Consider the following 26,142-nt stretch of genomic DNA (forward strand, 5'->3'; position numbering starts at 1 on the left):
TCACCACCCGCGGCGGCCAAACAGGGAATGAAGCCGGTTCTGATCCGCGAACGGCTCGATATCTTGTGACCGTTTCAGATGTGAGACGACGCGCTCGACCATGATCCAACTGACCCCTGCAAAAATAACGCCGCCAAAGGCCTGTCCCAATAACACGCCCGAGGCCCCCGCCAGATAAGACCCGATGGACGCAAACACCCAGGTGCCAAGGGTGTGACGGCCCCAGTTGATCCATGTCGAGTAAACCGGATGCCCCAGGTTGTTGAAGCTGGCATTTGCAACGAAGATAACTCCGTTAAAAAAGGCCGCCAGGGCCAGCGGGCCGCAGAACAGGTAGATCAGAATGCGGGTTTCCCCCTGGGCTGCGAACAGATCCGCGATGGGCGCACGCAGCAGGAACAGGATGGTGGCCATGCCCAGCACGTAAACGGCGGTGAACTTGATCCCGGCGAAAAAGGCGTCCCGGACCCGATCAAACTTTTCGGCACCGAAATTCTGCCCGATGATCGGCCCGATTGCACCCGAGAGCGCAAAGATCACCGAAAACGCGACGGGTAACAGCCGTCCGATGACAGCCATTCCCGCAACAGCGTCGGTTCCGTATTCGGCGATCTCGCGCACCACGATTGCGTTGCCGATGGGAGTGGCGACATTTGTCAGAACGGCCGGGATCGCGATGGCGCGCACCGGGCGCAGATCGCGCGCTACCTGTCTCAGCGACGGACGTGCAAAGCCGAGATGCACCCGAACCGCCGGCCACAGCGTCGTCGCCAAAATGCACAGCCGCGCCAGAACCGACGCCAGCGCCGCACCGTCCAGCCCCAGTCCAACGCCAAAGATGAGGATCGGATCAAGAACGGCATTCACCACACCGCCGTAGATCGTTGCCAGCATCGCTCTGCGCGCATCGCCATGCGCGCGCAAAACGGCCATGGCCACCATCGCGATCGACATGACCCACATAGTTGGCAGGATGATCGAAACATACCGCATGGCCAGCCGCAAAACCTCGCCTTCAGCACCCAGCAGGGACAGCAGAAAACCCAGGTTCAGCATCACAAGCGCAGGTGTGATCAACCCGACAATCAAACCCAGAACCGCGACGCTGGAGGCATAGTGCCGGGCCTGATCCGGCCTGCCCGCGCCCAGTTCACGCGCGACAAGCGCGCCGGCGGCAATCGATAATCCGATATTGATCGCGTTGGTGAAAAACAGCAGCGTGCCCGCGTACCCAACCGCTGCCGCCAGCGCATCGTTGCCCAGCATGGAAATGAAAACCATGTCGACAAAATCGACGGCGAAGATTGCCATCAGACCGATACTGGTGGTCAGTGACATGCGTGTCACGTGGCGCATCAAGCTGCCGCTCAGGAACACTGCTTCGTTGCTTGACTGACCGGCCATGGCGTGCCTGTAGGTTACCGCGACCCGCGCGGTCACACCGTACGCCACCACAGCAAACGGGTAACCGTCAAGGCTACGGTGTTGCAAAGCCTCTTATTTTGCCCAATGGCCCGCGATCAGGTCTCAGCCGGATCGCTTATGGAGTAGTCCCGCAATACCGCGATGTCCGAAATCTCCGCGTGGTTGCGATTGATCTTCACACCAACGGTTTTGAGGCGGGAAAACGCGCGGCTCAGGCTTTCTGGTTTCATTCCCAGACGCCCGGCAATCAGCATTTTGTCATAAGGCAGAACCACCTCGCAGCCGCCTGTGTCGCAGTCACACAGGTTGAGCAGGAATTCCGCAACCCGTTGTGCACCGGTCTGCGCCTTCAACTGCTCCAACTGCGAAACCAGCGAGTGCAGATGCGCAAACGTCGCCGCCAGAATCGAAATGCCGATTTCGGGATCTTCTTTCATCAGGGAAATCAGGACCGGGATCGGAATGTGCATCAACTCGCAGGTGGACACGGCTTCGGCCGAGACCGGATAGGGCACGTTGCGTAGCGCAACGGCCTCGCCAAAGCTTTCGCCCCGGGTAAAGACGCTGACCACGGCCTCCGCGCCGGATGGGGACATGCGAAACAGCTTGACCCAACCGGCCAGAACCACATGAACCGCCTGCGCCTTTTCTTCCTGCAGGAAAATCGTCTCGCCGCGCTGGTATTCCCGCCAGATCGCATGGCTCAGCAATGTGTCCACGTGCTGTTCCGGCAGGCTCTTGAGCAAGAGTGACTGACGTGCGATCGCTTTTTGATGTTCATGCGCCACAAAGGCACCCCCTGTCCCCTGTCGGTCTGTGCAACCGACATATCCATCCCAAGTCAGGCTATGCCAAACGATCCCCGAACGCACCACCCTTTTTCCCGTCTGGGAACTTGACAATAGTCATGTCCTGTGACGGCCGTAACGCCTAACCTCGCCGCAAAGCCAGTATTCCCGGGAGTACACAAGATGGACTACGAGCGATTTTTTACCCAGAGCCTGGATGCGTTGCGGGATGAGGGCAACTACCGCGTCTTCATCGACCTGCAGCGGCGTTGCGGAGCGTTTCCGAATGCGCGCCAAACCGATGGGCAGACGCAGCGCGACGTGAGAATTTGGTGTTCGAACGACTATCTTGGCATGGGACAGCATCCCTCGGTCATCGGCGCCATGCACGATGCGCTTGACCGGTGCGGTGCAGGCGCGGGCGGAACGCGCAATATTTCAGGCACAACGCACGATCACGTGTTGCTCGAAGCCGAACTGGCCGATCTGCACGGGAAAGAGGACGCTCTGCTGTTCACCTCGGGCTACGTGTCCAACTGGGCGGCCCTGGGAACGCTTGCGGCAAAGATCCCCGGACTGATCGTGTTCTCGGACTCGTTGAACCACGCGTCGATGATCGAAGGCATTCGCCACTCGCGCGCGCAAAAGGTGATCTGGAAGCACAACGATCTCGACGACCTTGAGGTGAAACTTGCTGCCGCCGATCCGGATGCGCCCAAGATGATCGCATTCGAGTCGGTCTATTCGATGGACGGCGACATCGCCCCAATCAGGGAAATCTGTGATTTGGCCGACAAATACGGTGCCATGACTTATCTGGATGAGGTCCACGCCGTTGGTCTATACGGTCCGCGCGGCGGCGGTATCGCCGAGCGCGAAGGCCTGATGGATCGCCTGACCGTGATCGAAGGCACGCTGGGCAAAGCATTTGGCGTGGTAGGCGGCTATATCGCAGCCTCGGCAGCACTCTGCGATTTCGTGCGCAGCTTTGCGAGCGGGTTCATCTTTACGACCGCCCTGCCCCCGGCGATCGCCGCCGGTGCGGCCGCTTCGATCCGCCATCTCAAACAGTCCGGCATCGAACGCGATCTGCAGAAAGCCCGTGTGGACCAAGTTCGGGACAGGCTGGACGCCGAAGGTATTCCTCACCTGCCCAACCCCAGCCATATCATTCCGGTGATGGTGGGCGATCCGGTGAAGTGCAAATTCATCTCCGACACGCTTTTGGAGGAATTTGGAATCTACATCCAGCCGATCAATTACCCTACGGTTCCCAAAGGCACCGAGCGTCTGCGGATCACACCGTCACCCGTTCATACCGACGAGGACATCGACCACCTGGTCGGCGCTTTGTCGACCCTGTGGCAGCGCTGCCAGATCGCGCGGATGCCGATGGCTGCACAATAACCTGAGCCGTGTTGCACACCGGCCCGAGAAACCGCCGCGCTTTCAGCGGCGGTTTTTTTACGCGGAAAACCATCAAATCAGATAGAGGCCAAACACAATTGCTGCGAAGGCGGACAAGACCAGGGTAAACCCCGCCAGCCAGCCCGGACATGTGTCGAGATCGAGATACCGCGCCAGGATTATCCGTGCTTTGACAAGGGCCAGAAACAGGACGCCGCCGGCGCCGACTTCGGACGGAACGGGGAGCATTGTCAAAACGGCCGATAAAAAGCTCAAGACCAACAGGATAAACCACGCAAAAACAATGCGCTCAGACGTGACTTTGAAGTGAAATGACTTGTCCTGCACGTTGGTCACCCCAGCAAATAGATAACGGGAAACAGCATGATCCAGACCAGATCGACCATGTGCCAGAACTGCGCGCCGGCTTCGATGTTTCGGGGTGAATCCTTCCAGGCAACCAGCAACAATATCCCGACGCCTGCCAGCACATGCGCCGCGTGAAAGCCGGTCAGTAAATAGTAGAACATGAAAAACGGATGCGTCTCGTAGGTGATACCCTGCTCTGCTTTGCCGATGTATTCCGCACCTTTGATGATCAGAAACACAATGCCCAAAAGCGCCGCTCCTATCAGCGCCCGGCGGGCCGCAATGCGTCGGGTTGCGCGACGCCAGTGAAGAGCCTGCGCCGCAAGAAACCCCGAAGTGACCAGAACCGCAGTATTGAGTGCGGCGCCCGTTCGAAAAAGGTGCGATTGCGCTTCGGCAAAACCTGCGGGATCGGTGAGACGGACAGCCATGAAGGCGATCAGACCCGCGCCGAAGACCAGCAGTTCCGAGATGATGAGCACCCACATCAGCAACTCGCCCGGCAGTTCGTCGATGTGGGACACTTCGCTCATGCGCCGACGAGTTGGCGGTAGATTTGCGGCAGCGCCATGGTCAGACGTTGAGGGTCGGGGATGACGGAGAATCCACCTTGACCGAACATACGCGGGAACCAGCTTTTGCCGGTTTTGTCGATGGTGACGCCAAAGACCGATTGCCCGGCCCGGCGCGCCTCGCGGACTGCCATACAGGTGTCTTCGATGCCGTGGCGGCCTTCGTAGTGGTCCAGATCGTTGGGTTTTCCGTCGGTTATGACCAGAAGCAACCGGCGTTTGCGCGATTGGGTGGACAGATCAGTTGAACAATGACGGATGGCCGCGCCAAGCCGTGTGTAGTGGCCGGGGCGCAGCGAGGCGATGCGTTGCTCGACCAATCCGCCCATCGGTTCATCGAACCGTTTGCAGCGCTGCACATAGACGCGCTGGCGCTTCAGCGAACTGAAGGCGTGGATCGCGAAATCATCTCCGCAGGCGTTTAGACCCCAGGCAAGTGCAGCCAGCGCCTCGCGCTCAATGTCGATCACCGCACGGCCTGTTACGGCGCTTTCAGTCGAGCGGCTGACATCCAGCAGGATCGAGACCGCCAGATCGCGCGCCTCGGGGCGGGATTGCTGCCAGATACGTTCGGTCCCCTCACCATTGGCGCTGCGGTCAACCTGAGCCCGAACGGCGGCCTCGATATCCAGTTGGTCGCCATCCAGATGACCGCGCGTCATCACACGGCCCGGGCGCAGCGCTTCGAACTGACGTTTGACAGCGCGAATGCGGCGGGCGGTTGCAGGGTCCTTGCCAAACGCAGCGGCATCGTCGCGGATATCGGCATCCGAGAGCAGAACGTTCACGTGGTCGGGCAGGTATTGCCCCGTCCGCACGTCCCATTCTGGATAGAGGATGCGTCCTGACAGGCGTTCGCGATTCACATCCTCAGGTGCAAGGTCCAGATGCAGTTTCAGTTTGGTCGGCGGAGCTTTTGAGATTTGCCCAAGGCCGATCTCTTCCTGATCATCAGCTGCTTTCTTGGCATTGTCGGGATCGTCATCGTCGATGCGACGGTTGATATTCAGGAACTCGGCCCAGCTGAGGATCGCTTCGAACTTGTGCAGGATGAAACTGTCGCTGCGCTCGGCCTGATCCGACTTGCGGCGACGCGCCCGGTGGGTTTTTTCGGTGGATTCTTCAGGTGGACCTTCGGTTTCGGGGTTTTCGACCTCGTTGTGTTCGGAAAAGCTAACCGCACGCAGTTCGGGCCACAGGGGAACCGGGCGCATCGGCTGATAACCACGCGGGGCGATCACGTCCTCATCCAGTGTGAGAAGCTGTTCAGCTTTTTCCGATAGCGGCTGAGGGTCACCCAGCCTGTGTCGGATCAGCTCTTCGATTGCTGCCTCGACGGGCGGCAGGCCGGGGATGTCGCGTTGATGCAGAACACCCTTGCAGAGCTCGGTGTAAAGCGGGCGCAGGCCGGGGGCGTCGTCCAAGGTCGCCTCAACCATGCTCTGTGCCGCAATCAGCGCGCGTAGGTCAGCGCGCAGGGGGTCTTCTTCGTCAATTCGGGGTCCGGCGTGGGCCGCTGCAGCGGCAAGCCAGACATACAGCGCGCCATTGGCCTCGCGTGCCGGAAACATAGCCAGACTGTCGGGCAGGCGCAGAACCTCGCCATCAAACGATGCGCGCGGCATCAACTCAATCTCGGTTGCCAGACGGCGACGCCAGCCTAGTCGGTGGCGTGAAACCTCGGGTGAGACCGGGCGCAATTCAACGCCCGGGCTACCCCCAAGCCCTCGGAAGAGGACAGCCAGCCGCCCCGCGACCTCGGAAAGGTCGACCGCGGCTCCAACATGCACCTGGGGTGCATCGAGGCGGCTGGCAAGGGTGTGCCACAGTTTCCCGATCGTTTCTTCGGGTTCCCATGGCTCGAAATCGATCTTGACCATCGGACGGCCTCACCCAAAGACGGCCGTGACAAGATCGAGGAGCCCGCGTTTGATATCCTCATCATCGGTCAGAGGTTCGATCATGGCAGCAAGGATGGCGCGGTCGGTCGACATGCCCTGAGCGATCAGTGTCGCGGCATAGACGACCAGACGGGTGGACACGCCTTCCTCAAGATCCTGCCCCTTGAGCCCGCGCAGCTTGTTCGCCAGGCGGATCAGCGGTTTGCAGCGGTCCAGCGGCAGCCCGCTTTCCTGCGCAACAACTTCGGCCTCCATCTCGGGCGACGGGAAGTCAAACTCCAGCGAGATGAACCGCTGCCGGGTCGAGGGTTTCAGGGTTTTCAGGATGTTCTGGTAGCCGGGGTTGTACGAGGCCACCAGCATGAAGCCGGGGGCAGCCTCAAGCTCTTCGCCAGTGCGGTCGATCGGCAGGATGCGCCGGTCATCGGTCAGCGGGTGCAGCACGACGGTGACGTCCTTGCGGGCCTCGACCACCTCATCAAGGTAGCAGATCGCGCCTTCACGCACCGCCCGGGTCAGGGGGCCATCGACCCAGACGGTTTCTCCACCCTTCAGCAGGTAACGACCGATCAGATCGGCAGCGGCCAGATCATCATGGCAGGCCACAGTATAAAGCGGGCGGCCAAGGCTGGCGGCCATATGGGCCACAAAACGTGTCTTGCCGCAGCCCGTCGGCCCCTTCAGCAGGACCGGCAGGTTGTTGGTATAGGCGGCGGCGAATACATCGCATTCATCGCCCTGGGCCAGGTAGAAGGGGGCGTCAGCCGCCCCCGTTCCCATTTGCAAGGAGCCGTCCATATCCATCACTCCGCAGGGGTTTCAGCTGAACCCGGTTCGATGATCTCTTTCCGGGGCACCCAGATGGCGTACATGAACAACAGCGCTCCAAGAACCACGACCAGACCAGAGCCAAAGCGCATCCAGTAGAAGATCGCGATCTGATCCTGCACATCCATGAAGTAGTCACCGATCACGCGCTGCATATGCGTCTGCACGGTTCCGCCAAAGGTCAGCACGAAGGTCATGAAGACCATGCCGCTGGTCATCAGCCAGAACGAGCCCATGTTGAGCACCTGATTATACGGATCACGGTTTTTCAGGATCGGCATCGCGTAGCTGAAGATCGCCAGGTTGAGGCAGACATAGGCACCGTAGAAGGCCAGGTGGCCGTGCGCCGCTGTGATCTGCGTGCCGTGGGTGTAGTAGTTCACCCCATGCAGCGTGTGCAGGAAGCCCCAGACACCGGCACCGAAGAAGGCGAGCGTGGCACAGCCCAGCGACCACAACAAAGCCGCCTTGTTGGGATGGTCCCGACGTCCCTTCCAGACCATGACAAAGGCAAAGGCCATCATCGCGAAGAACGGGATCACCTCAAGGCTTGAGAAAATCGACCCGATCCACTGCCAGTACGCAGGGGTACCGATCCAGTAGTAGTGGTGGCCGGTTCCCAGGATGCCCGAGAACAGGGCAGCAGCGACAATGACATAGAGCCATTTCTCGACGATCTCACGGTCCACACCCGTCAGCTTGAGCATCAGGTACGCCAGGATCGAGGCCATGATCAGTTCCCATACGCCTTCGACCCACAGGTGGACAACATACCACCAGTATTGCTTGTCCAAGGACAGGTTGCCGGGGTTGTAGAAGGCAAACAGGAACAGCAGCGCCAGACCCCAGAGACCCAGAAGCAGGATGTTGCTGATCGCGGTTTTCTTGCCTTTCAGCACTGTCATCGAGATGTTGTAGAGGAAGATCAGCGCGGCAACGACAATGCCCGCCTTGACCCATTTGGGCTGCTCAAGGAACTCGCGTCCCTCCTTGCCCAGCAGCCAGTTTCCTTCGAACAGGTTGAAGGTGTAGGTCACAACCACGCCCAGTGTTCCGACCACGAGGATCAGAAGCTGCAGATAGGCCAGCTTGGTCGAGTGTATCTCGCGTTCAGCTTCTTCCGGGATCAGAAAGTAAGCCGCGCCGAAGAAGCCGAGGATCAGCCAGACGATCAACGCGTTGGTGTGCAGCATGCGCACGATGTTGAACGGCAGCAGCTCGCTCAGGAAATTGGGTGACACATAGATCCAGCCTGCCAGCAGACCGCCCAGCACCTGGATCACGAACAGGCCCATTGCCACGGCAAAGTAGGCATAGGCGATTTTTTGGGATTCGTACTTCATTTCTCCGTTCCCTTCTCAGCCCGCCTCATTGGGCGGCCAGTCCTGAGCGTCGATATTGTCTGTCCAGATCAGGAAGTTCGCCAGATCGCGGATCTCTTCGTCGCTGAGGTTGAAATTGGGCATCTGCCGGCGACCGGGAATTTCGGTGGGCTGCGCCTCCATCCAGCCTTTAAGGGTCTCAAAGGCCGATTCCGGGTCATCCAGGACGCCCCACCGGGTCATCACATTGCCGACCTCGGGGGCGTAGTAGGCCCCTTCGCCGAGGATCGTGTGACAGTTGATGCAGGCGTGTTTTTCCCAGATATGTTTGCCCCGGACCACACTCTCATCCAGCTTCGCCGCATTCTCGGAATTGACGATATACAGGTGGGAATGGGCCGACAGGGCCAGAAAGATTAGGATGAAGAACACTGACCCGCCATAGAATATGTTACGAGCCATGCTCTTTGTCATGACGTCTCGCATTGCGCTCTCCTTTGCGCCGCTTTGCTGGTGCACAGAGCATGTCGGGCCGCCGACCCGAGCGCCTTAACGAAAGTCAAGCTCGCTGCGTTTCGGTCTTTTCGGATACGGGATGGAGGTCATGCCGATGTTTTCTGGGTAGGTTCCCTACCCGGACCTGTCCGGGCGCGGTGCCAATCACGAACTGAGGTCCAATCGCCTGTTCAATGGAAATGCCAAACTTTTGCCTTGAAATCCTGATTTGCCGCACGCAAGACCTTGGGTGAGTTCCCGACACAAGGCGTGTTGCCGTCCGGTATCAAAAGCGCGCTTTGAAACGATTGGTTTGAGGTAAACATGGCGATTAACATTTATGGTGCGTTTCGCTCCGACACCAACCTGTCAGACAATGCGGTGACGTTTGCCACTGCAGGAACGACTTTTCAGATCACGCAATACAGTCAGATCACAATAACGGACGGCGCGGACGGTACGGTGATCGACGGCGACAATATCACCAACGAAGTTCCCAACGACCCCACCCAGACCTATTTGGGGCAAGCGATTGACTGGGATTACACGATCCAGATCAACGATGGCGTCAACACTTACGAAATGGGCGTCATGGACTGGGATGCGAACGGCGATGGGGATTTCGACTTTCCCACGTCAGAGCAAGGTTTTTTTCTGGCTTTTATCGGCGACATACCGCCGCTCAACACTACTCTGACGTTTGGACCGGTAACAGACAACGGGCCGAACATCCCGGTTGATACGGTCGTTCCCTGTTTTGTCCGAGGAACTCGAATTGAAACCCCGGAAGGCCCCAGACGGATCGAGAAACTGTCGGTGGGGGACCGGGTTGTCACGGCCGACCATGGCCCACAGCGTATTCGCTGGATCGGCGCGCGCCAGATGCAAGCCTCTGACCTCATGGCGAAACCCAGACTACGTCCGATCCTCATTCGAGCCGGAGCTCTGGGTAGCGATCTGCCGAATCGCGACCTGCGGGTTTCACCGCAGCACCGGATGCTGGTGCGGTCGCCGATCGCCGTACGCATGTTCGATGCCAGTGAAGTTCTGGTGCCCGCGCGTGCTTTGGTCGGCACGCCGGGTGTCACCGTCGAGGAGGCGGCGGACTCGGTCACGTATTTCCATATGCTGTTTGACCGCCATGAAATTGTGTTTGCCGAAGGCGCCCCGTCTGAAAGTCTGTTCACGGGCCCTCAGGCGCTCAAGAGCCTGCCGGCGGCCGCGCGCGCTGAGATTCTGGCGTTGTTCCCGGAACTGGAGAACCCTGCACACAAGCCTGTCTCGGCACGGCAAATCCCCGACAAGGGAACTCGGGTTCGCAACATGGTCCAGCGGCACCTCAAGAACCATCGTCCTTTGATCGACAGCTTATGAACAAGCGCGGACACCGGCCCTCAGGTGCGCGCGATTCTGGGGCTCACCAGCGCTGACCACATCGCGATCAGGTAAAGGCCCATCGCGACCACCCAAAAGGTGTCAGCGATCAGCATCGCGGTCATGTAGCCCTCACCCAGACCCGAACCCAGCCACCGGATCACGGCCGCAAGAACCATTGCACCATAGGCCAGAGTTGCCGCCGGTGGCGCCACAAGCTCCCGTCCGCTATGTCCCAATGCGGCCCGGCTCATGACGGCCAGTGTCATGCCACCAACGCACCCGATGCCCAAAACATGCAGGGCGGCAACCTCGCTGCCCATGCCCAGCTCAGCCAACCCCCAAAGGACAAGACCAAAGCTCAGCATGGCCAGGGCCAGATGCAATGCAAACAACAAGGGCTGTTGAAATGCCCAGCCCCCACGCCAGCGCGACAGGCGGACCGCCTGAACCACCCCCAGAAAAACCGCAAGACTACCGACCAGTGCGCCGCTGAAACTCAACAGAACGACAACCGGCAGCAATAGAGCGGCACCAAGGCTCACCCGCTCCAAGGCGGGACTGCTGACAGGCCACTCGTCTTCTGCCAGACCTGCGCGGATCATTGCATTTCGCGTAAAGGCCGGCGTTACACGCCCGCCCAGGATCGCAATCATGCTGCACAGTGTCAGCAGACCGGCCCGCAAACCGGTTTGCAACGTGTCGTCTGTGACACCACTCCATTCCAGATGTGTCATCAGGTTGGCCACCCAGATGAAGCTGAGCAAAAGCAGGAAAACCATGTTCTGCGGTTTTGGACGGCGGATCAGCAATGTGGCGATTTTGGCCGCCAGAATTGGAACAAAAGCCAGGTCCACAACGGCGACAAACCAGGCGGGCAATGACGCTGAAAACCAGATCGCGGCCCGTCCGGCGAGCCACGTGACCGCCGCCATGGTGATGAAACGCGCGCGCGCATCGGGCGCACCGGTCCAGTTGGGGACCGCAGTCAGAAAGAACCCTCCCAACGCCGCGGTGGCATACCCGAATATCATCTCGTGCGCATGCCACATCGGCGGTGCCATTGCGTAAGGCATCCCCTCAAAGGCAACCAGGCCGTTTTGCTGCATCAACCAAAGTCCCCAAGCGCCGCCCGCGAATACTCCGTAGAGACCCGCGGACAGAAAAAAGACCCGAAACCCCTCACCGAAAATACGCCTGATAACGACCCGCATGCCTGCTCTCCTCGGCGGTTGGAAATGCGTCCCCAAGACCTAGCAGCACACGCGCGCGCGCTACTTAACCAAAATCAAGCCCCACCCAAACATGCCTTTTAAACTCATGTTTTTTGGCGGATTTTTTCCGACCTGATAGCTCTGTTTCGACAGGAAATGGGCCCTCACCGTTGACTTTGGTCAAGGAGAGCGCCCGCGCAATGTCTCAGTCTCCGCCGTGCCTCACCACGCAAATGGAGAGTGATCATGTCACTTGGAATCAGCTACAACAAAACTGGCCGCGCCTTCGGGGTCGGTTTGGCGATGCTGCTCGGCAGCGTTGCCGCACCAGCCATTGCCGAAGAGCCAACATTAAGCGACGAGGCCTTCGAGGCCTCAAAGCAGCTCTACTTTGAACAATGCGCCGGTTGCCACGGCGTTCTACGTAAAGGCGCCACCGGCAAGGGGCTCGAGCCCCAATGGAAGAAAACCGCAGCCGACGGCACGGTCACCGAAGGTGGCACCCTGAAACTTGGACAAGAGCGTCTTGAAAAGATTATCGCCTGGGGAACCGAGGGCGGTATGAACAACTTCTCGGACATCATGACCGAGGACGAGATCCGCGACATGGCGACCTACATCATGATGGAGCCGCCGAAACCACCAGAAATGTCGCTGGACCAGATGAAGGCCACCCGCAAGGTCTATGTGGAAGAAGCCGACTACCCAACCGAGCCGTTGCATGGCCGCAATTGGGAAAACTTCTTTGTCGTCATCGAACGTGACGTGGGCAAGGTTGCCATCATCGACGGTGACACAAAAGAGGTTCTGGTCCACATCCCGACCGGCTATGCCGTGCACGTCATCAAGGCCTCCGAACACCACAAGCTGGACGAGCCGGAGAACCCGGGCCGCTTCTGGTACACGATGGGCCGCGACGGCAAGATGACCAAGATCGACCTCTGGCAGACGCCGGACAAGATGCTGGTCTCGGAAGTCAAGATCGCCTACGACGCACGTGACGTGGCCATTTCCGGCGACGGCAAATACGTGATCGGTGGCGGGTACTGGCCGCCGCACTTTGCGATCGTCGACGCCGTCACCATGGAACCGCTGAAGGTCGTATCGACCCGCGGCGTAAACGTGGATGGCGATTATGTCGAAGAAAGCCGCGTGGCTGCGATCTACACCACCCCGAACGAGCCAAGCTGGCTGGTCGCGGTGAAAGAGCTGGGTCAGATGTGGCAGGTCGATTATTCCGACATCGATAACCTGCGCATCGACAAGATCGACAGTGCCAAGTTCCTGCATGACGGGTTCTTTGACCCGACGGGCCGGTACTTCCAGATCGCCGCAAACGCGTCGAACAAGATGGTTGTTGTCGACACCAAAGACCGCAAGCTTGAGTCGATGATCGACGTTGCCGCCCTGCCGCACCCCGGCCCCGGCGCCAACTGGATCGACCCGAACTGCGGTCCCGTTGCCGGTACGACTCACCTTGGCGTGGGCACCGTGACCGTCTGGGGCAACGACCCCGAAGGTCGCCCGGACGAAGCGTGGAAGACCTGCTATGAGGTCGAAACCGACGGACCGGGCCTGTTCATCCGGACCCACCCGAACTCCAAATACTTCTGGGCGGATCAGACCAAGCACCCCGAGCCTGAAATTCAGCAATCGGTGCAGGTCATCTCGAAAGAGACCGGTGAAATCGTGAAAACGATCCAACTGACCGAACGCGAAGGCAATGCCGCTGTGCATTTCGAGTTCAACGCAGACGGCACCGAGGTCTGGGTATCGAACTGGAACCTCGGAGACTCGAAAGAGCCGAACGGTGAGATCGTGATCTACGACGCTGAAACGTTGGAAGAAAAGGCCCGGATCAAAGGTCTGTTTGCTCCGACCGGCAAATTCAACGTCTACAACCGGTCGAACCACGTCACCTGACGCTTTGTTCATAACACCGGAAAGGGCGGGCTCCTCGCCCGCCCTTTTCTCCAATGTCCGGGAACGGTCTTCCCGGTGATCCATCAGCCGAATTCAACGGCCTGAGACTCCAGGCCAGACAAGATAGCCAAAACGGAGCCTGGATATGACCCAGTCCGAACCGGAAAAGAAAAAACCGATCTGGCGCCGGTATTTCCTGTGGGGAATGCCTGTTGCCGGCATTGCCGTGGCCTTTGCCGGCGGCATCATCTTCTGGGGCGGATTCAACACCGTCGTGGAAGCCACCAACACAGAACCCTTCTGTTTGTCGTGCCACGAGATGCGGGACTATGTCTACGAGGAATACAAGGGCACGATTCACGACGTGAACCGTTCCGGCGTGGGCGCAGTCTGTTCCGATTGCCATGTGCCAAAGGACTGGACCCACAAGATGATCCGCAAGGTCAAGGCGACCCGAGAGCTCTATGGCAAGGCGGTGGGGTCCATCAGCACGCCCGAGAAGTTCGAGGCCAAACGCGTCCATCTGGCGATGAACGAATGGGAGCGGATGAAAGCGAACGACTCGCGCGAATGCCGCAACTGCCACGATTTTGAATCCATGATGCCCGAGTTCCAGAAACCGCGGGCACGACAACAGCACCTCAACGCGATGGAAATCGGCCAGACCTGTATCGACTGCCACAAGGGGATCGCACACTCGGATCTCCGCGACCGCGCGGGCGACGAGTATCTGGAAGAGCTTGAGGCCCCAAACCCGGACTTCATCCGCGCAATCCCACCCAAATACATGGCAAGTCTAGCCCGCGTGGAAGCCAAGGAAGCCGCCGAAGCCGAGGCCGACAGGGCCGCCAAGAAAGCGCAGCAAGACGCGGTGCAGGCGCAGATTGCGGCCGCGGTAGAAGCCGCTGTGGCGGAAGAGCGCGCCAATGCCGCAGGCGAAGCGTCGGCAACCCCGGCAGGAGGCGGCAGTGATGTCGGTGCAGACATCGACTGGAACGCGGTCTCCAGCGCGGATCTCAAACTGTTCTACCCCGGCCAGGCCTCGTTTGAATGGGTACAGAACGGCAAGTTCCACGGGGGCGCGCGCCCGCTGACCAAGGGCGGCGACAAATGCACGACCTGCCACGCCAAGGAACTGGACATGATCGGTAACAAGATTGTTGCCGGTGGGGATCTCGAGCCCACGCCCATTCCCGGCAAACGCGGCGTGATCGACGCAACCGTGCAGGCGGCCCATGACGATGAGAACCTCTATATCCGTCTGCAATGGCCGGACGCCGGGCACAACCCTGCCCCGTTTGTCGATGGCGGCAAAATGGACCCGGACAACCAGATCAAGGTTGCCATGATGATCACCGGGACCGGCATCGAAATGGGCGATCAGGTGGGATGCTGGGCGTCGTGCCACGCGGACAACACCTATATGCCCTTTGCACCCGAAGCCGACGTCATCGCCGGAAACGGAGATTTCGCAGCGCGCATGTCCCAACAGGACGCTGTCACGAAGTACATCAGTGAAAGTCGGACCGAGGTTGAGGTCAAAGGCCGCCGCGGCAAAGCTCTGGGCGGCTGGGACAAGCTGAAGGCAGAGGAAGAGATCGCACAATACCTGAGCGACGGCACGTACCTTGACCTGATGCGGGTTTACGCGGACGGCAGCGCCTCGAACGGGTATCTGCTGGAACAGCGTGTGGTCAACGATGGCGAGATCGCGGCCTCGGCCAACCTGGCGGGCGGGATGTGGACGGTTGTCTTCTCGCGTCCTCTGAACTCGGGCGCACCCGGCGACATTCCGTTGGAGCCCGGCCAGACCTACACGGTTGGCTTTGCGATCCACGACGATTTTGCGGATGCCAGGTTCCACCATGTCACGCTGGACACCAGCCTGGCACTGGATGGCGACACAGCCGCCATCAATGTCGTGAAGCAATAGCGGATGGGGGCCGGGTTATCCGGCCCCTGCTTTTTGGTAGGGAGATATGCACCATGAAACCCAAGTATCTCGCCCCGGCGATTGTGCTGCTTTTGGCCTCGCCGGTTCACGCGGATGAAGCGGCTGAACTCTGCGCCGAGGCCGAGGACCGCTATGTTGAAGTGTTCGGCCAACCGTCGGCGGCAGTCGAAGATGCGCACGTCGTGTTGATGTACAAATACAGGTTTTGCCCCGCCGAACTCACTGTGCCGGTCGGAACCACGGTTCGCTGGATCAACGTGGACAAACGCACCAGCCACAGCGTCCTGCTGAAAGACGGCAGCGAACCTGAAAGCGATCGGATTTTTCCCGAAGAATCCGTGGACCTGACCTTCCTGACACCAGGCCCGCAAGAGTATCTGTGCGGGCCGCATTGGGAGACCCAGAACATGATCGGAATGATCACCGTCGAACCCTGAGCCGAGGCAGCTTTACAGGCAGGAAAAAGGAGCGCGGGCGCAATTCCCGCGCTCCTTAACTTTAGTCAAGGAGACCGCATACTTATTGCGCCAGTCTGTCCTCATGACACGCCCGGTTCACCCAGCAACGTTGAATAGCCACGCCTGTATCGTGCAGGAGCTGCCGGAAAACCGGGTTCCGAAAACTTTCAGAACAAACGGGTTTTCTCATGAGCGGTAAGGTTTTTCTAATCGGTTCCGGGCCGGGCGATCCCGAGTTGATGACCCTGCGCGCCCTGCGCATGCTGCGCGCTGCGGACGTCGTGGTCTATGACCGTCTCGTCTCGGACGAGATATTGGCTATGCACGCGGATGGCGCCCGGCTGATCCCCGTGGGCAAGGCTCCGAAATGCCATACGGTTCCGCAAGAGCGGATCAACGAGATACTCTGGGAAGAAGCCCGGGCCGGTCACACGGTTGCGCGCCTCAAAGGCGGGGACCCGATGATCTTTGGGCGGGGCTCCGAAGAGGCCGCTTTCCTGATGCGCCATGGTATCCCCGTGGAATACGCCCCCGGCATCACCGCGGCACAAGGCGCATCCTGCTGCACCGGCGTGCCCCTGACCCATCGCGGGCTGGCCACCTCGGTCCAGTATGTCACCGGCCACCGGCAGGCGGACCGCGTTCTGGACCTGGACTGGAAGCGGCTGGCCGATCCTGAATCGACCCTCGTGATCTATATGGGCGTCGCCAATATCGGTCAGATTGCCGTAGGTTTGATGACCGAGAATCTGCCGGGCTCGACCCCTGTTCTGGCGGTCAGCAAAGCCACCACGACCAACGAGCGTCGCCTCGTCTCGCGCCTCGACCGGCTCGCAACTGACGTGCGCGACGCCAAATTGCAGGCCCCGACATTGTTCATCATCGGACAGGTTGTCTCGCTCTATGCCGAACACCCCGTCACCGCGATTCTGGAGCAGGCCCATGGCTAGTCTCACACACAGACATCTTGGATTGCGTGCCGCCTCAACCGCAAACGCCGTGGGGCGTTCCGGCTGGGCGGCGCGGGCCGTTCTGACCACTGCCGTTGTGCTGGCGACATCGGCCTTTGCGGCCGACACGCTGGATCCCGATACCCTGAAACGGCTGGTCCATCAGGATTGCGGCTCCTGCCACGGTCTCTCGCTCAAGGGTGGCCTTGGCCCGGACCTGCGGGCACACACCCTGGATCACTACGACCCGGACGTCCTGTCCGGCGTTATTCTTGACGGCATCCCCGACACCGCAATGCCGCCCTGGCGGCCCCTGATCTCTCAGGAAGAGGCCGAGTGGATCGCGCGCTACCTGCTGCAACCGGAGGCACAATGAAACATCTCATCCTTGGTCTCGCCGCAACCCTGATGATGACTGCAGCGCAGGCGGAACCCACTGCCACCGGAGATCTTGGCCTTGTCATTGAACGGGCCAAGGGCTCTGTCCTGCTGGTGGATCAATCCGACCGTGCGGCGCTGGCTCGGATCGAGGGGCTGGGCGATCTGTCCCATGCCTCGCTGGTCTATTCCCCGGATCAGCGGTTTGCATATGTGTTCGGACGTGACGGGGGGCTGACCAAGGTCGATATCGTCACGCGCACCATTGTCAATCGCGTCATTCAGGCGGGCAATGCCATCGGCGGCGCGATCTCGGACGATGGCAAACTGGTCGCCGTATCGAACTACGAACCCGGCGGCGTGCGCGTCTTCGATGCCGATACGCTCGAGATGGTCGCCGATCTTCCCACCGACAGCAAAACCATCGGTCTGGTCGATGCACCGGGCCGTCGCTTTGTGTTCACCATGTGGGACACGGGCGAGACATGGATCGCCGACTTTGACACAGGCACGCCCGAAATCACCAAAATCACCGACATGGGCAAAAACCCATATGACGCGCTCATCACCGCCAATGGCCGCACCTATATCACCGGTCTGTTTGGCGAAGATGGCCTGACCGCGCTGGACCTCTGGGACGAAACGCCCGAGCCCATTCGCGTCCTGCCCGACTACGGGCGCGGACAAGAGGAAATGCCGGTCTACAAAATGCCCCACCTGGAAGGCTGGGCTCTGACAGGGCGCGAATTTGTGCTGCCCGCCGTGGGCCATCACGAGGTTCTGTGGGTCGATGCCGATACGCTGACCGAGACGGGGCGCACCAAAACCCACGGCCAGCCGGTCTTTGCCATGGCGCGGCCCGATGGGCGGCAGGTGTGGGTGAATTTCGCCCATCCGCTGAATGACACCATCCAGGTGATCGACAGCGTCAGCAAAGAGGTCATTCACGAATTCAAGCCCGGCCCGGCCGTGCTGCATATGGAGTTCACCCCACGTGGGCATGAAGTCTGGATCAGCGTGCGCGATGCCAACAAGGTCATGATCTACGACACGCAAAACTTTGAAAAACTGCGCGAAATCGAGGCGGACAGCCCGTCGGGCATCTTCTTCACCGCGCGCGCGCACAGAACGGGGCTCTGAGGCGATGAAACATATCACCGATCCCATCAACCGTCGCCTTCTGGATGATTTTCAACGCGATTTCCCGATAACCGACCGCCCCTTTCAGGTGCTCGCCGATGCGCTGGACCTGAGCGAGGCAGACGTGATCGACCGCCTCGCCCGGATGCGTGCGACCGGACGTATCACCCGCGTCGGCGCGACCATCGCCCCGGGCACGGTGTCGGCCAGCACCCTGGCCGCCGTATCGGCACCCGAAGAGCGGTTGGAAGAGGTCGCAGCACTGATCGATGCGGAACCGGGTGTGAACCACAACTATCAGCGCGAAAATGACTGGAATCTCTGGTTTGTCGCGACCGGCCCGGATCGCTCGCATGTGGAGGACACGCTGGCGCGGATTCACGAACGAACCGGGTTGGACGTTCTGGACCTGCGGCTTGTACGCCCGTTCAACGTGGATTTGGGATTTCGCATGTCCGGCAACGCCCAAACCGTTCCCGGCCCCAGACAGGTAGACCGATCCGTCATGCAAACCGGCGACCGCGCGCTGCTGCAGGCCCTGAGCTCTGGTCTGCCGCTGGTTTCTGACCCATATGCCGCGCTGGCCCGTTCCATGGGGCGCGACGCCGCAGAGCTGATGGACCGGATACGGTGTCTTCACACGGCTGGAATCCTCTCGCGCCTCGGCGTCATCGTACGGCACCGGGCGCTGGGATGGTCCGCCAACGCGATGGTGGTCTGGGACCTTCCCTCTGATCAGATCGATCAGGCCGGGCCCGCCCTTGCCGCGCATCGCGGCGTGACCTTGTGTTACGAGCGTCGCCCGATCGAGGGCGTCTGGCCCTACCGCCTCTATTGCATGATTCACGCAAGGTCCCGCCCCGAAGCACACGACGTGCTGGCCGGTGCCGCGAACCTGCCGGAACTGGCGAATGTGCCGCACAAAGTGCTGTTTTCCACCCGCTGCTTCAAACAGACCGGGGCACTGATCAAACCGAAAGAGGTCGTCGCATGACCCAGATAGATGCAACCGATCGCGCCATTCTCAACCGCATGCAGGAAGATCTGCCTCTGACGGCGCATCCCTACGCAGCCGTCGCGCAGGATCTGGGTATCTCGGAGAACGATCTGCTGACGCGGCTGGCCCGGATGAAAGCGGATCGCATGATCACCCGTTTTGGTCCCTTTTTTGACGCAGCTGCAATGGGTGGCGCGTTCTGCCTGTGCGCCATGGCGGTGCCGGCAAACGAATTCGAAGCGGTCGTGACCAAAGTCAATGCGCATCCCGAGGTCGCGCATAATTATGAGCGTACGCACCGGCTGAACATGTGGTTCGTACTGGCCACGGAAACACCCGAAGGGATCGAGGCCACCGCCGATGCCATCGAACTGGAAACGGGGATTGCAGTTCTCCGTTTCCCCAAACTACAGGAATTTTTCATCGGTTTCCGGGTGGCAGCATGATCGACGCAACAGACAGACGGATCATTGAGGCGCTTCAGGGCGGTCTGCCTCTGGTCCCGGCCCCGTATACCCAGGTTGCCAATGCGTTGGACATCGAAGAGCAAACACTGCGTGATCGGCTGACGGCCCTCAAGGCCCGCGGCGTGATCCGTCGCATCGCCGCCGCGCCCAATCATTATAAACTGGGGATGACATCCAACGGCATGACTGTGTGGGATGTTGATGACAATCACGTCTCCGCCTTGGGTGCGCTGATCGGGGCTTTGCCCTTCGTCACCCACTGCTACGAACGCCCGCGCGCCCTGCCTAAATGGCCCTACAACCTCTTTGCCATGGTTCATGGGTCGGATCGGAATGAAGTTGAAGAAAAGCGCACCCAGATCGCCACGATCCTGGGCGATGCCTGCCGGGCAAAAGATATTCTTTACTCGACGCGTATCCTGAAAAAGACCGGGCTGCGCCTGAAAGCGAAAGGCTGAGACATGTTCCGCCTGACCGAATACATGCACCAATTGGTCACCCCGACCCCGGTGCGCAAACGCCGTCCCGGACCCGTTAAACCGGTTGTGATCTGGAACCTGACGCGGCGTTGCAACCTGAAATGCCGCCACTGTTACACCGTCTCGGCGGATGTGGCGTTCCCGGGCGAGCTCAGTCATGAGCAAGCCATGGTAACCCTTGAGGATCTTGGCCATTTTCGCGTCCCGGCCTTGATCCTCTCGGGTGGGGAACCGCTAGACCGGTTCGATTTCTTCGACATCGCAAAACGCGCCCGCGATCTGGTGCCAATGTTGGCGCTGTCGACCAATGGCACGCGCATCTATGATGAAACCGCCGATATGATTGCCGATGTGGGCTTTAACTATGTCGGCATCTCGCTGGACGGGATTGGGGCCACAAACGATTGGTTCCGTGGTGTCGAAGGCGCCTTTGCCGACGCGCTTCGCGGTGTGCGCGAATGCAAAAAGCGCGGCATAAAAGTAGGTCTGCGGTTCTGCCTGACAGAAGGCACGCAACACCACCTGCCGGATCTGCTGCAACTGTGTGACGATGAAGGCGTCGACAAGTTCTATCTGTCTCATCTGGTCTATGCCGGGCGCGGTGATAAGAACCGAGGCGAGGATGCCGAACATCTGCGCACCCGTAAGGGTCTGGGTTTGTTGCTGGACCGCGCGTGGGAGGCAGCCTCGGGCGGACGTCCTCTGGATATCGTGACCGGTAACAATGATGCCGATGCCGGGTACTTCCTGAACTGGGTCCGGATGCATTTTGACGACGCCAAGGCGGCTCATGTCCGCGAGCATCTGGCGGCATGGGGTGGCAACTCCAGCGGCTTGGGCGTGGCCAATATCGACAATCTGGGTCGCGTGCATCCCGACACCTATTGGTCGGACTACACGGTCGGCAACGTGAAGACCAAATCGTTCTCGGACCTCTGGACCGGCGATGATCCGATGCTGGCCATGCTGCGCACACGCCCGCGCCCGTTGAAAGGGCGGTGTGGCGCCTGCCAGTTGAAAGACGTCTGCGGCGGCAACACCCGTATCCGTGCGTTGCAGCTGACCGGCGATCCCTGGGCCGAAGACCCGGCCTGCTACCTGTCAAATGATGAAATCGGCGTGGATGACGCAGGCGAGCGCTTGCAGGTCACGCCTTTCCGGGGGAAACGTCATGATCCGGCCCATCAGTTCTTTTAACACTCTGAAGACCGCCGCATTCTGTTCTTTGCTGCTGGCCGGAACCGCATGGGCGGATGCCCCAACGGATTACGCCGAGTTTTGCGCATCCTGCCATGGCGAAAACCGTTTGGGCGGCGTTGGGCCTGCTCTGATTCCCGAAACGCTGAAACGGATGCGTGGCCCCCGCGTCGCCGCAGTGATTGCCGAAGGGCGCACGGCCACCCAGATGCCCGCCTTCTCGCACGAGCTCAACACGCTGCAGATCGAGGAATTGGCTGGCTGGCTCAAGTCACCGCTGGAATCCAATCCCGAATGGGGCGAGGCCGAGATCATGGCCAGCCGAACGCTGGATGAGGATTATACTCCGGTCGATGCTCCCATCTGGGACAGCGACCCGATGAACATCACTCTGGCCGTCGAAACCGGCGATCACCATGTCAGCGTCTTGGACGGCGATACGTTCGAAGTTCTGGACCGGTTCGAGACGCCCTTTGCCGTGCATGGCGGCCCGAAGTTCAGCCCTGATGGGCGATACGTTTTCATCATGTCCCGCGATGGCTGGGTGCAGAAGTATGACATCTGGGCGCTGAAACAGGTGGGCCGCGTGCGTGCGGGTCTCAACAGCCGCAACATCGCCATGTCCGGTGATGGCAAATGGGTGGCCGTGGCGAATTACCTGCCGAATTCTCTGACCCTGCTGTCGACCGACGACCTGTCGGTAGCTCAGGTCATTGAAATAAAAAGTAAAAATGGCCAACCCAGTCGTGTTTCGGCTGTCTATCAGGCTCCGCCGAGGGAGAGCTTTGTGCTGGCGCTCAAGGACGTGCCAGAGATCTGGGAAGTGTTCTACGGCGACAACCCCCCGCAATTCGGGCTGGGCCATGATTTCCGCATCGAAGGCCAGTTCAAGAACCCCAACCCCTTCCCGGTCCGCAAGATCACCACGCCCGACTATCTGGACGATTTCTTTTTCGACCAGAACTATGAATACGTCATGGGCGCATCCCGCGACGGCAATGGGGGTCAGGTGATTGATCTGGTGATTGGTCAGAAAGTGGCTGATCTGGACCTGCCGGGAATGCCGCACCTGGGGTCAGGGATTACGTGGAGACATGGCGATACGACAGTCATGGCCACTCCGCATCTGACCGATGGCACCGTGTCGGTGATCGACATGGGAAGCTGGGAAACCGTCAAGCGGATCAAGACCGAAGGGCCCGGGTTCTTCATGCGCAGCCATGAGAATTCGCCTTACGTCTGGGCTGATGTGTTCTTTGGACCGAACAAGGACGTCATACACGTCATCGACAAGCAAAGCCTTGAAATCATAAAGACCTTGCGCCCAGCACCGGGCAAAACCGTGGCGCATGTCGAGTTCACCAGAGATGGCAGCCACGCGCTTGTGTCGATCTGGGAGGATGACGGCGCAGTGATTGTCTACGACGCGCAGACCCTTGAGGAAATCCGCCGTCTGCCGATGCGCAAACCTTCGGGGAAATACAATGTCTGGAACAAGATCACCTTCTCGGAAGGCACCAGCCACTGACGGCAAATGGCCGATCTGGAAACTGGCCATATTGCTCTATCCGGCCACGGCGCTGACGGTGGCCATCAACCTGTTTCTGGCCGGTCTGATCCTGCACAGCGCCGGGTTTGGTGCGATTGGTCCGGTGCCTGCAATCCTGTGGTCCATCCCTCTGGGCGTGCCAGCGGCGTGGCTTGCCGGACGCTGGGTACGGGGTTTGATGGACGATGCAGAGGATTGAAAAAAAACAACAATTCCGCAACGTGATTAATTCTTGGTCAATCTGTGAACAAATGACCTAAGTCAAGTATTCTCGGGAGAGAATCTCTTACGACTTAGGAAATCTTCCCGAGTTGGATTCTCCATGCCTGCCCTTGCAACTATGCAAAACCTCCCTGTTCGCGCCCTGCGCGCGGTCTGCGGTTGGGCGGGTATCTTCCTTCTGTTGATGCAAATGCTTGGCCCGGCGCTGGCGAGTCCCGGGCAAAGCATGTGGGTGGAGATCTGCTCGGAAGCGGGCGCGGTCTGGGTCGAGGTTGACCTTGATGAGGAAGACCAGGATCCGACCGCACCCTGCCCGAAATGCGCTGACTGCACACTCTGCGCGGCGACCGGCGACGTTTCGTTGCCTGAGCTGCTGGAAATCGTACAGATCGAGTTTGTCCAATTCGCACCTTGCCAAAACGCAGATCCGTTCAATTTGTACAACTCTGATCGGCTCTGGCCCGAAACCCGCGGACCCCCGCGCGGACCCGAAATCAAAACCGAACGCGCCCCGCGCGCGTCCATGGCGTCAATCCAAATATCCGGAGGTGCGCCGTGGTCGTAAGTCGCGCAATCCATCTTCTACTGGCCCTGTTCCTGTCCTGTCTGATGGCGCTGAGCGCACAGGCCGACAGCCTCGCCAGCTTCCTGCCCGAACTCGAACCCACTGATCTGGCCGCCGGTGCCGATGCCTTTGGTCCGGTGCGCGAGGATGTGCCCGTTGCCCCTGTACTGAAAGGCGGCGAGACGGTTGCCTGGGCCTTCCTCACCTCTGACTTTGTCGGCACCACAGGGTATTCCGGCAAGCCGATCCACGTGGTTGCCGCCATCGATACCGATGCGGTTCTGACCGGTGTGCAACTGGTCAAACACTCGGAACCCATTGTTCTGATCGGCATCCCCAATTCGCGCATGGCCGAACTGACCGAAGGCTATGCCGGTCTGGACCTCAAGCGCGAAGCAGCGACCGGGGGTGAGGGGCACGACCTCGACATCATATCCGGCGCAACTGTGACGATCATGGTGATCGATGACAGCCTCGTGCGCGGAGGCATCAAGGTGGCGCGTGCTCTGGGGCTGGGCGGCCTGTCACCGTTGCAGGCTGATGGCCCAAAACGTGAAATCGACATGGCACAGGAGTCCGTTTACGACTGGACCACCTTGGCCGGTGATGGCTCGATCCGGCGGCTGACGCTGGATGTCGGACAGGTCAATGCCGCCTTCGAGGCCACCGGCGATCAGCGAGCGATCAACCGTCCCGAACCCGGCGAGCCGGATGACACGTTCATTGACATGCATCTGGCGCTGGTCTCGGTCCCGTCGATCGGCAAGTCGCTGCTGGGTGAAGCCGAATACCGGAATCTGGTGAACTGGCTGGACGAAGGCGAGCAAGCCATCCTGGTCCTGGGACGCGGGGCGTACAGCTTTAAGGGCTCGGGCTATGTGCGCGGCGGTATCTTCGACCGCATTCAGCTCATTCAGGGCGACAACTCGGTACGCTTTTTTGACAAGCAGCAAGAGCGGCTTGGCAGGGTTGCCGCCCCCGACGCGCCGAGCTTCACCGAACTGGACATCTTCAAAATTCCGGCTGAGGCCGAGTTTGATCCGGCCGAACCTTTCCGCCTGCAACTGCTTGTACAACGCGCGGTGGGTGCGGTCGAGAAGACATTCCTGACCTTTGATCTGGGTTACAAATTGCCCGAGCAGTACCTGTTGCCGGTCGCTGCTCCCAAGATCGTTGATGATGCCACCAGCGAGGCCGCCGCCAAGGCCGCCCTGTGGCAGCGCATCTGGAAAGACCGCACGGTTGAGATTGCCGGCCTGGGCGTCATGCTGCTGGTGCTGACCGCGACCTTTTTCTTCCAGTTTCACGCGACCATGAACGCCCGCGTCTTCTACTGGTTCCGCATCGGATATCTGACCCTGACCCTGTTCTTCATCGGCTGGTACGCCAATGCGCAGTTGAGCGTCGTGAACCTGATGGCACTGGCAGGCAGCCTGCGCACGGGGTTCTCTTGGGACGCCTTCCTGCTCGATCCGCTGGTCTTCATCCAGTGGTTCGCCGTGGCCGCCGCGCTGCTGTTCTGGGGTCGCGGGGCGTATTGCGGCTGGCTCTGTCCGTTTGGAGCGTTACAGGAACTGACCAACAAGATCGCGCGCGCTTTCAAAGTGCCGCAATGGACCCTGCCCTGGGGCCTGAACGAGCGTCTGTGGCCTGCAAAATACATGATCTTCCTTGGGCTCTTTGGCCTCAGCTTTGTTTCGATCCCCTTGGCCGAAAAATACGCCGAGATTGAGCCATTCAAGACCGCCATCATTCTGAAATTCATGCGCGAATGGCCCTTTGTGGTCTTTGCGCTGACCTTGCTGGGGATCGGGCTGTTCATTGAACGGTTCTACTGCCGCTACCTCTGCCCGCTGGGCGGAGCGCTGGCGATCCCCGCCCGCATGCGCATGTTCGACTGGCTGCGCCGCTACAAGGATTGCGGCACACCCTGTCAGACCTGCGCCAACGAATGCCCCGTTCAGGCGATCCACCCCACTGGTGAGATCAATCCGAACGAGTGCGTCACCTGCCTGCATTGTCAGGTGCTCTACCAGTCCGAGGACAAATGTCCCGTCGTTATCCGCCAGCTCAAACGGCGGGCCAAGACAGGGTCGGTCCAGATGAAGACCCCACTCGGACAGCCACCGGCGAACCATCCGAACGCCAAACCGCTAACCGCTTCCTAA

At 59.9% G+C, this 26,142-nt stretch carries 25 protein-coding genes; 16 read left to right on the forward strand and 9 right to left on the reverse strand.

The window, feature by feature from the left end:
* Both ACR3E0_RS12835 and ACR3E0_RS12840 read right to left on the reverse strand, forming a co-directional pair.
* Positions 1–1,404, reverse strand: coding sequence for an MATE family efflux transporter (locus ACR3E0_RS12835; RefSeq protein ID WP_480481031.1), 1,404 nt, complete (start codon positions 1,402–1,404; stop codon positions 1–3).
* Between the two features lie 116 nt (positions 1,405–1,520).
* Positions 1,521–2,213, reverse strand: a complete 693-nt coding sequence (locus ACR3E0_RS12840) for a Crp/Fnr family transcriptional regulator (RefSeq protein WP_480479206.1) — start codon at positions 2,211–2,213, stop codon at positions 1,521–1,523.
* Positions 2,214–2,396: 183 nt separating this feature from the next.
* On the opposite strand from ACR3E0_RS12840, the gene hemA reads away from it, so the two are divergent.
* A complete protein-coding gene (gene hemA, locus ACR3E0_RS12845) occupies positions 2,397–3,620 on the forward strand; it encodes a 5-aminolevulinate synthase (RefSeq protein ID WP_480479207.1) in 1,224 nt (407 codons plus the stop codon).
* Between the two features lie 72 nt (positions 3,621–3,692).
* Here the strand turns inward: hemA and ACR3E0_RS12850 are convergent, their stop codons facing one another.
* Genes ACR3E0_RS12850 through ACR3E0_RS12875 form a run of 6 tightly spaced genes read right to left on the reverse strand, consistent with a single transcriptional unit; the run spans position 3,693 to position 9,098 of the window.
* Entirely contained in the window at positions 3,693–3,977 is a 285-nt protein-coding gene (locus ACR3E0_RS12850; protein ID WP_480479208.1) for a nitric oxide reductase F protein, read from the reverse strand.
* A complete protein-coding gene (locus ACR3E0_RS12855) occupies positions 3,974–4,522 on the reverse strand; it encodes a cytochrome c oxidase subunit 3 (RefSeq protein WP_480479209.1) in 549 nt (182 codons plus the stop codon). The genes ACR3E0_RS12850 and ACR3E0_RS12855 overlap by 4 nt, the downstream gene beginning before the upstream one ends.
* Positions 4,519–6,441, reverse strand: a complete 1,923-nt coding sequence (locus ACR3E0_RS12860) for a nitric oxide reductase activation protein NorD (RefSeq protein ID WP_480479210.1) — start codon at positions 6,439–6,441, stop codon at positions 4,519–4,521. Before ACR3E0_RS12860 ends, ACR3E0_RS12855 begins: the two co-directional genes overlap by 4 nt.
* Before the next feature lie 9 nt (positions 6,442–6,450).
* Positions 6,451–7,266, reverse strand: a complete 816-nt coding sequence (locus ACR3E0_RS12865) for an AAA family ATPase (protein WP_480479211.1) — start codon at positions 7,264–7,266, stop codon at positions 6,451–6,453.
* A complete protein-coding gene (locus ACR3E0_RS12870) occupies positions 7,266–8,633 on the reverse strand; it encodes a cbb3-type cytochrome c oxidase subunit I (RefSeq protein WP_480479212.1) in 1,368 nt (455 codons plus the stop codon). The genes ACR3E0_RS12865 and ACR3E0_RS12870 overlap by 1 nt, the downstream gene beginning before the upstream one ends.
* A 15-nt stretch (positions 8,634–8,648) precedes the next feature.
* Positions 8,649–9,098, reverse strand: coding sequence for a c-type cytochrome (locus ACR3E0_RS12875; protein WP_480479213.1), 450 nt, complete (start codon positions 9,096–9,098; stop codon positions 8,649–8,651).
* A 333-nt stretch (positions 9,099–9,431) separates the two neighbouring features.
* On the opposite strand from ACR3E0_RS12875, the gene ACR3E0_RS12880 reads away from it, so the two are divergent.
* Positions 9,432–10,481 carry a Hint domain-containing protein gene (locus ACR3E0_RS12880; protein ID WP_480479214.1) on the forward strand — a complete coding sequence of 350 codons (1,050 nt, stop codon included), beginning with the start codon at positions 9,432–9,434 and terminating at the stop codon, positions 10,479–10,481.
* A 20-nt stretch (positions 10,482–10,501) separates the two neighbouring features.
* Here ACR3E0_RS12880 and ACR3E0_RS12885 read toward each other — a convergent pair whose 3' ends face one another.
* Positions 10,502–11,695: an NnrS family protein gene (locus tag ACR3E0_RS12885; RefSeq protein WP_480479215.1), complete on the reverse strand. Its 1,194-nt coding sequence runs from the start codon at positions 11,693–11,695 to the stop codon at positions 10,502–10,504.
* A 246-nt stretch (positions 11,696–11,941) separates the two neighbouring features.
* Here ACR3E0_RS12885 and ACR3E0_RS12890 point away from each other — a divergent pair, with 246 nt between their 5' ends.
* The 14 genes from ACR3E0_RS12890 to ACR3E0_RS12955 all read left to right on the forward strand — a co-directional run bounded on the left by ACR3E0_RS12890 (position 11,942) and on the right by ACR3E0_RS12955 (position 26,142).
* Entirely contained in the window at positions 11,942–13,618 is a 1,677-nt protein-coding gene (locus tag ACR3E0_RS12890) for a cytochrome D1 domain-containing protein (protein ID WP_480479216.1), read from the forward strand.
* A gap of 145 nt (positions 13,619–13,763) precedes the next feature.
* On the forward strand, positions 13,764–15,551 hold the full coding sequence (locus ACR3E0_RS12895) for a NapC/NirT family cytochrome c (RefSeq protein ID WP_480479217.1): 1,788 nt from the start codon (positions 13,764–13,766) through the stop codon (positions 15,549–15,551).
* A 53-nt stretch (positions 15,552–15,604) separates the two neighbouring features.
* Positions 15,605–16,009: a cupredoxin domain-containing protein gene (locus ACR3E0_RS12900; protein ID WP_480479218.1), complete on the forward strand. Its 405-nt coding sequence runs from the start codon at positions 15,605–15,607 to the stop codon at positions 16,007–16,009.
* Between the two features lie 209 nt (positions 16,010–16,218).
* Complete coding sequence (gene cobA, locus ACR3E0_RS12905) at positions 16,219–16,980, forward strand: uroporphyrinogen-III C-methyltransferase (RefSeq protein WP_480479219.1); 762 nt, start codon at positions 16,219–16,221, stop codon at positions 16,978–16,980.
* Complete coding sequence (locus tag ACR3E0_RS12910) at positions 16,973–17,356, forward strand: c-type cytochrome (RefSeq protein WP_480479220.1); 384 nt, start codon at positions 16,973–16,975, stop codon at positions 17,354–17,356. Before cobA ends, ACR3E0_RS12910 begins: the two co-directional genes overlap by 8 nt.
* Positions 17,353–18,498 carry a cytochrome D1 domain-containing protein gene (locus ACR3E0_RS12915; RefSeq protein ID WP_480479221.1) on the forward strand — a complete coding sequence of 382 codons (1,146 nt, stop codon included), beginning with the start codon at positions 17,353–17,355 and terminating at the stop codon, positions 18,496–18,498. Before ACR3E0_RS12910 ends, ACR3E0_RS12915 begins: the two co-directional genes overlap by 4 nt.
* Positions 18,499–18,502: 4 nt before the next feature.
* Positions 18,503–19,492 carry a siroheme decarboxylase subunit beta gene (gene ahbB / locus ACR3E0_RS12920; RefSeq protein ID WP_480479222.1) on the forward strand — a complete coding sequence of 330 codons (990 nt, stop codon included), beginning with the start codon at positions 18,503–18,505 and terminating at the stop codon, positions 19,490–19,492.
* The gene (locus ACR3E0_RS12925; protein WP_480479223.1) at positions 19,489–19,941 is read left to right on the forward strand and encodes an Lrp/AsnC family transcriptional regulator; all 453 of its coding nucleotides are present in this window, start codon (positions 19,489–19,491) and stop codon (positions 19,939–19,941) included. Before ahbB (ACR3E0_RS12920) ends, ACR3E0_RS12925 begins: the two co-directional genes overlap by 4 nt.
* Positions 19,938–20,420, forward strand: a complete 483-nt coding sequence (ahbB, locus tag ACR3E0_RS12930) for a siroheme decarboxylase subunit beta (protein WP_480479224.1) — start codon at positions 19,938–19,940, stop codon at positions 20,418–20,420. Before ACR3E0_RS12925 ends, ahbB (ACR3E0_RS12930) begins: the two co-directional genes overlap by 4 nt.
* 3 nt (positions 20,421–20,423) lie before the next feature.
* A complete protein-coding gene (gene nirJ, locus ACR3E0_RS12935) occupies positions 20,424–21,638 on the forward strand; it encodes a heme d1 biosynthesis radical SAM protein NirJ (protein ID WP_480479225.1) in 1,215 nt (404 codons plus the stop codon).
* Entirely contained in the window at positions 21,613–23,166 is a 1,554-nt protein-coding gene (locus ACR3E0_RS12940) for a cytochrome D1 domain-containing protein (protein ID WP_480479226.1), read from the forward strand. Before nirJ ends, ACR3E0_RS12940 begins: the two co-directional genes overlap by 26 nt.
* Positions 23,123–23,386: a hypothetical protein gene (locus ACR3E0_RS12945; RefSeq protein ID WP_480479227.1), complete on the forward strand. Its 264-nt coding sequence runs from the start codon at positions 23,123–23,125 to the stop codon at positions 23,384–23,386. The genes ACR3E0_RS12940 and ACR3E0_RS12945 overlap by 44 nt, the downstream gene beginning before the upstream one ends.
* A 141-nt stretch (positions 23,387–23,527) precedes the next feature.
* Positions 23,528–23,974 carry a DUF2946 family protein gene (locus tag ACR3E0_RS12950; RefSeq protein ID WP_480479228.1) on the forward strand — a complete coding sequence of 149 codons (447 nt, stop codon included), beginning with the start codon at positions 23,528–23,530 and terminating at the stop codon, positions 23,972–23,974.
* Between the two features lie 44 nt (positions 23,975–24,018).
* Positions 24,019–26,142 (forward strand): 4Fe-4S binding protein, encoded by a 2,124-nt coding sequence (locus ACR3E0_RS12955; protein ID WP_480481033.1) that lies wholly within the window; start codon positions 24,019–24,021, stop codon positions 26,140–26,142.

The organism is Ruegeria sp. AJ12 (assembly GCF_056536245.1).

Bases quoted from the DNA above. Each gene is read 5' to 3' on its own strand.
- ACR3E0_RS12860 (WP_480479210.1), bottom strand. From the start codon at position 6,441: ATGGTCAAGATCGATTTCGAGCCATGGGAACCCGAAGAAACGATCGGG.
- ACR3E0_RS12895 (WP_480479217.1), top strand. From the start codon at position 13,764: ATGACCCAGTCCGAACCGGAAAAGAAAAAACCGATCTGGCGCCGGTAT.
- ACR3E0_RS12835 (WP_480481031.1), bottom strand. From the start codon at position 1,404: ATGGCCGGTCAGTCAAGCAACGAAGCAGTGTTCCTGAGCGGCAGCTTG.
- nirJ (WP_480479225.1), top strand. From the start codon at position 20,424: ATGTTCCGCCTGACCGAATACATGCACCAATTGGTCACCCCGACCCCG.
- hemA (WP_480479207.1), top strand. From the start codon at position 2,397: ATGGACTACGAGCGATTTTTTACCCAGAGCCTGGATGCGTTGCGGGAT.
- ACR3E0_RS12940 (WP_480479226.1), top strand. From the start codon at position 21,613: ATGATCCGGCCCATCAGTTCTTTTAACACTCTGAAGACCGCCGCATTC.
- ACR3E0_RS12890 (WP_480479216.1), top strand. From the start codon at position 11,942: ATGTCACTTGGAATCAGCTACAACAAAACTGGCCGCGCCTTCGGGGTC.
- ACR3E0_RS12885 (WP_480479215.1), bottom strand. From the start codon at position 11,695: ATGCGGGTCGTTATCAGGCGTATTTTCGGTGAGGGGTTTCGGGTCTTT.
- ACR3E0_RS12945 (WP_480479227.1), top strand. From the start codon at position 23,123: ATGTCTGGAACAAGATCACCTTCTCGGAAGGCACCAGCCACTGACGGC.
- ACR3E0_RS12855 (WP_480479209.1), bottom strand. From the start codon at position 4,522: ATGAGCGAAGTGTCCCACATCGACGAACTGCCGGGCGAGTTGCTGATG.
- ACR3E0_RS12955 (WP_480481033.1), top strand. From the start codon at position 24,019: ATGGCGCTGAGCGCACAGGCCGACAGCCTCGCCAGCTTCCTGCCCGAA.
- ACR3E0_RS12870 (WP_480479212.1), bottom strand. From the start codon at position 8,633: ATGAAGTACGAATCCCAAAAAATCGCCTATGCCTACTTTGCCGTGGCA.
- ACR3E0_RS12915 (WP_480479221.1), top strand. From the start codon at position 17,353: ATGAAACATCTCATCCTTGGTCTCGCCGCAACCCTGATGATGACTGCA.
- cobA (WP_480479219.1), top strand. From the start codon at position 16,219: ATGAGCGGTAAGGTTTTTCTAATCGGTTCCGGGCCGGGCGATCCCGAG.
- ACR3E0_RS12910 (WP_480479220.1), top strand. From the start codon at position 16,973: ATGGCTAGTCTCACACACAGACATCTTGGATTGCGTGCCGCCTCAACC.
- ahbB (WP_480479222.1), top strand. From the start codon at position 18,503: ATGAAACATATCACCGATCCCATCAACCGTCGCCTTCTGGATGATTTT.
- ACR3E0_RS12875 (WP_480479213.1), bottom strand. From the start codon at position 9,098: ATGCGAGACGTCATGACAAAGAGCATGGCTCGTAACATATTCTATGGC.
- ACR3E0_RS12880 (WP_480479214.1), top strand. From the start codon at position 9,432: ATGGCGATTAACATTTATGGTGCGTTTCGCTCCGACACCAACCTGTCA.
- ACR3E0_RS12865 (WP_480479211.1), bottom strand. From the start codon at position 7,266: ATGGATATGGACGGCTCCTTGCAAATGGGAACGGGGGCGGCTGACGCC.
- ACR3E0_RS12900 (WP_480479218.1), top strand. From the start codon at position 15,605: ATGAAACCCAAGTATCTCGCCCCGGCGATTGTGCTGCTTTTGGCCTCG.
- ahbB (WP_480479224.1), top strand. From the start codon at position 19,938: ATGATCGACGCAACAGACAGACGGATCATTGAGGCGCTTCAGGGCGGT.
- ACR3E0_RS12950 (WP_480479228.1), top strand. From the start codon at position 23,528: ATGCAAAACCTCCCTGTTCGCGCCCTGCGCGCGGTCTGCGGTTGGGCG.
- ACR3E0_RS12925 (WP_480479223.1), top strand. From the start codon at position 19,489: ATGACCCAGATAGATGCAACCGATCGCGCCATTCTCAACCGCATGCAG.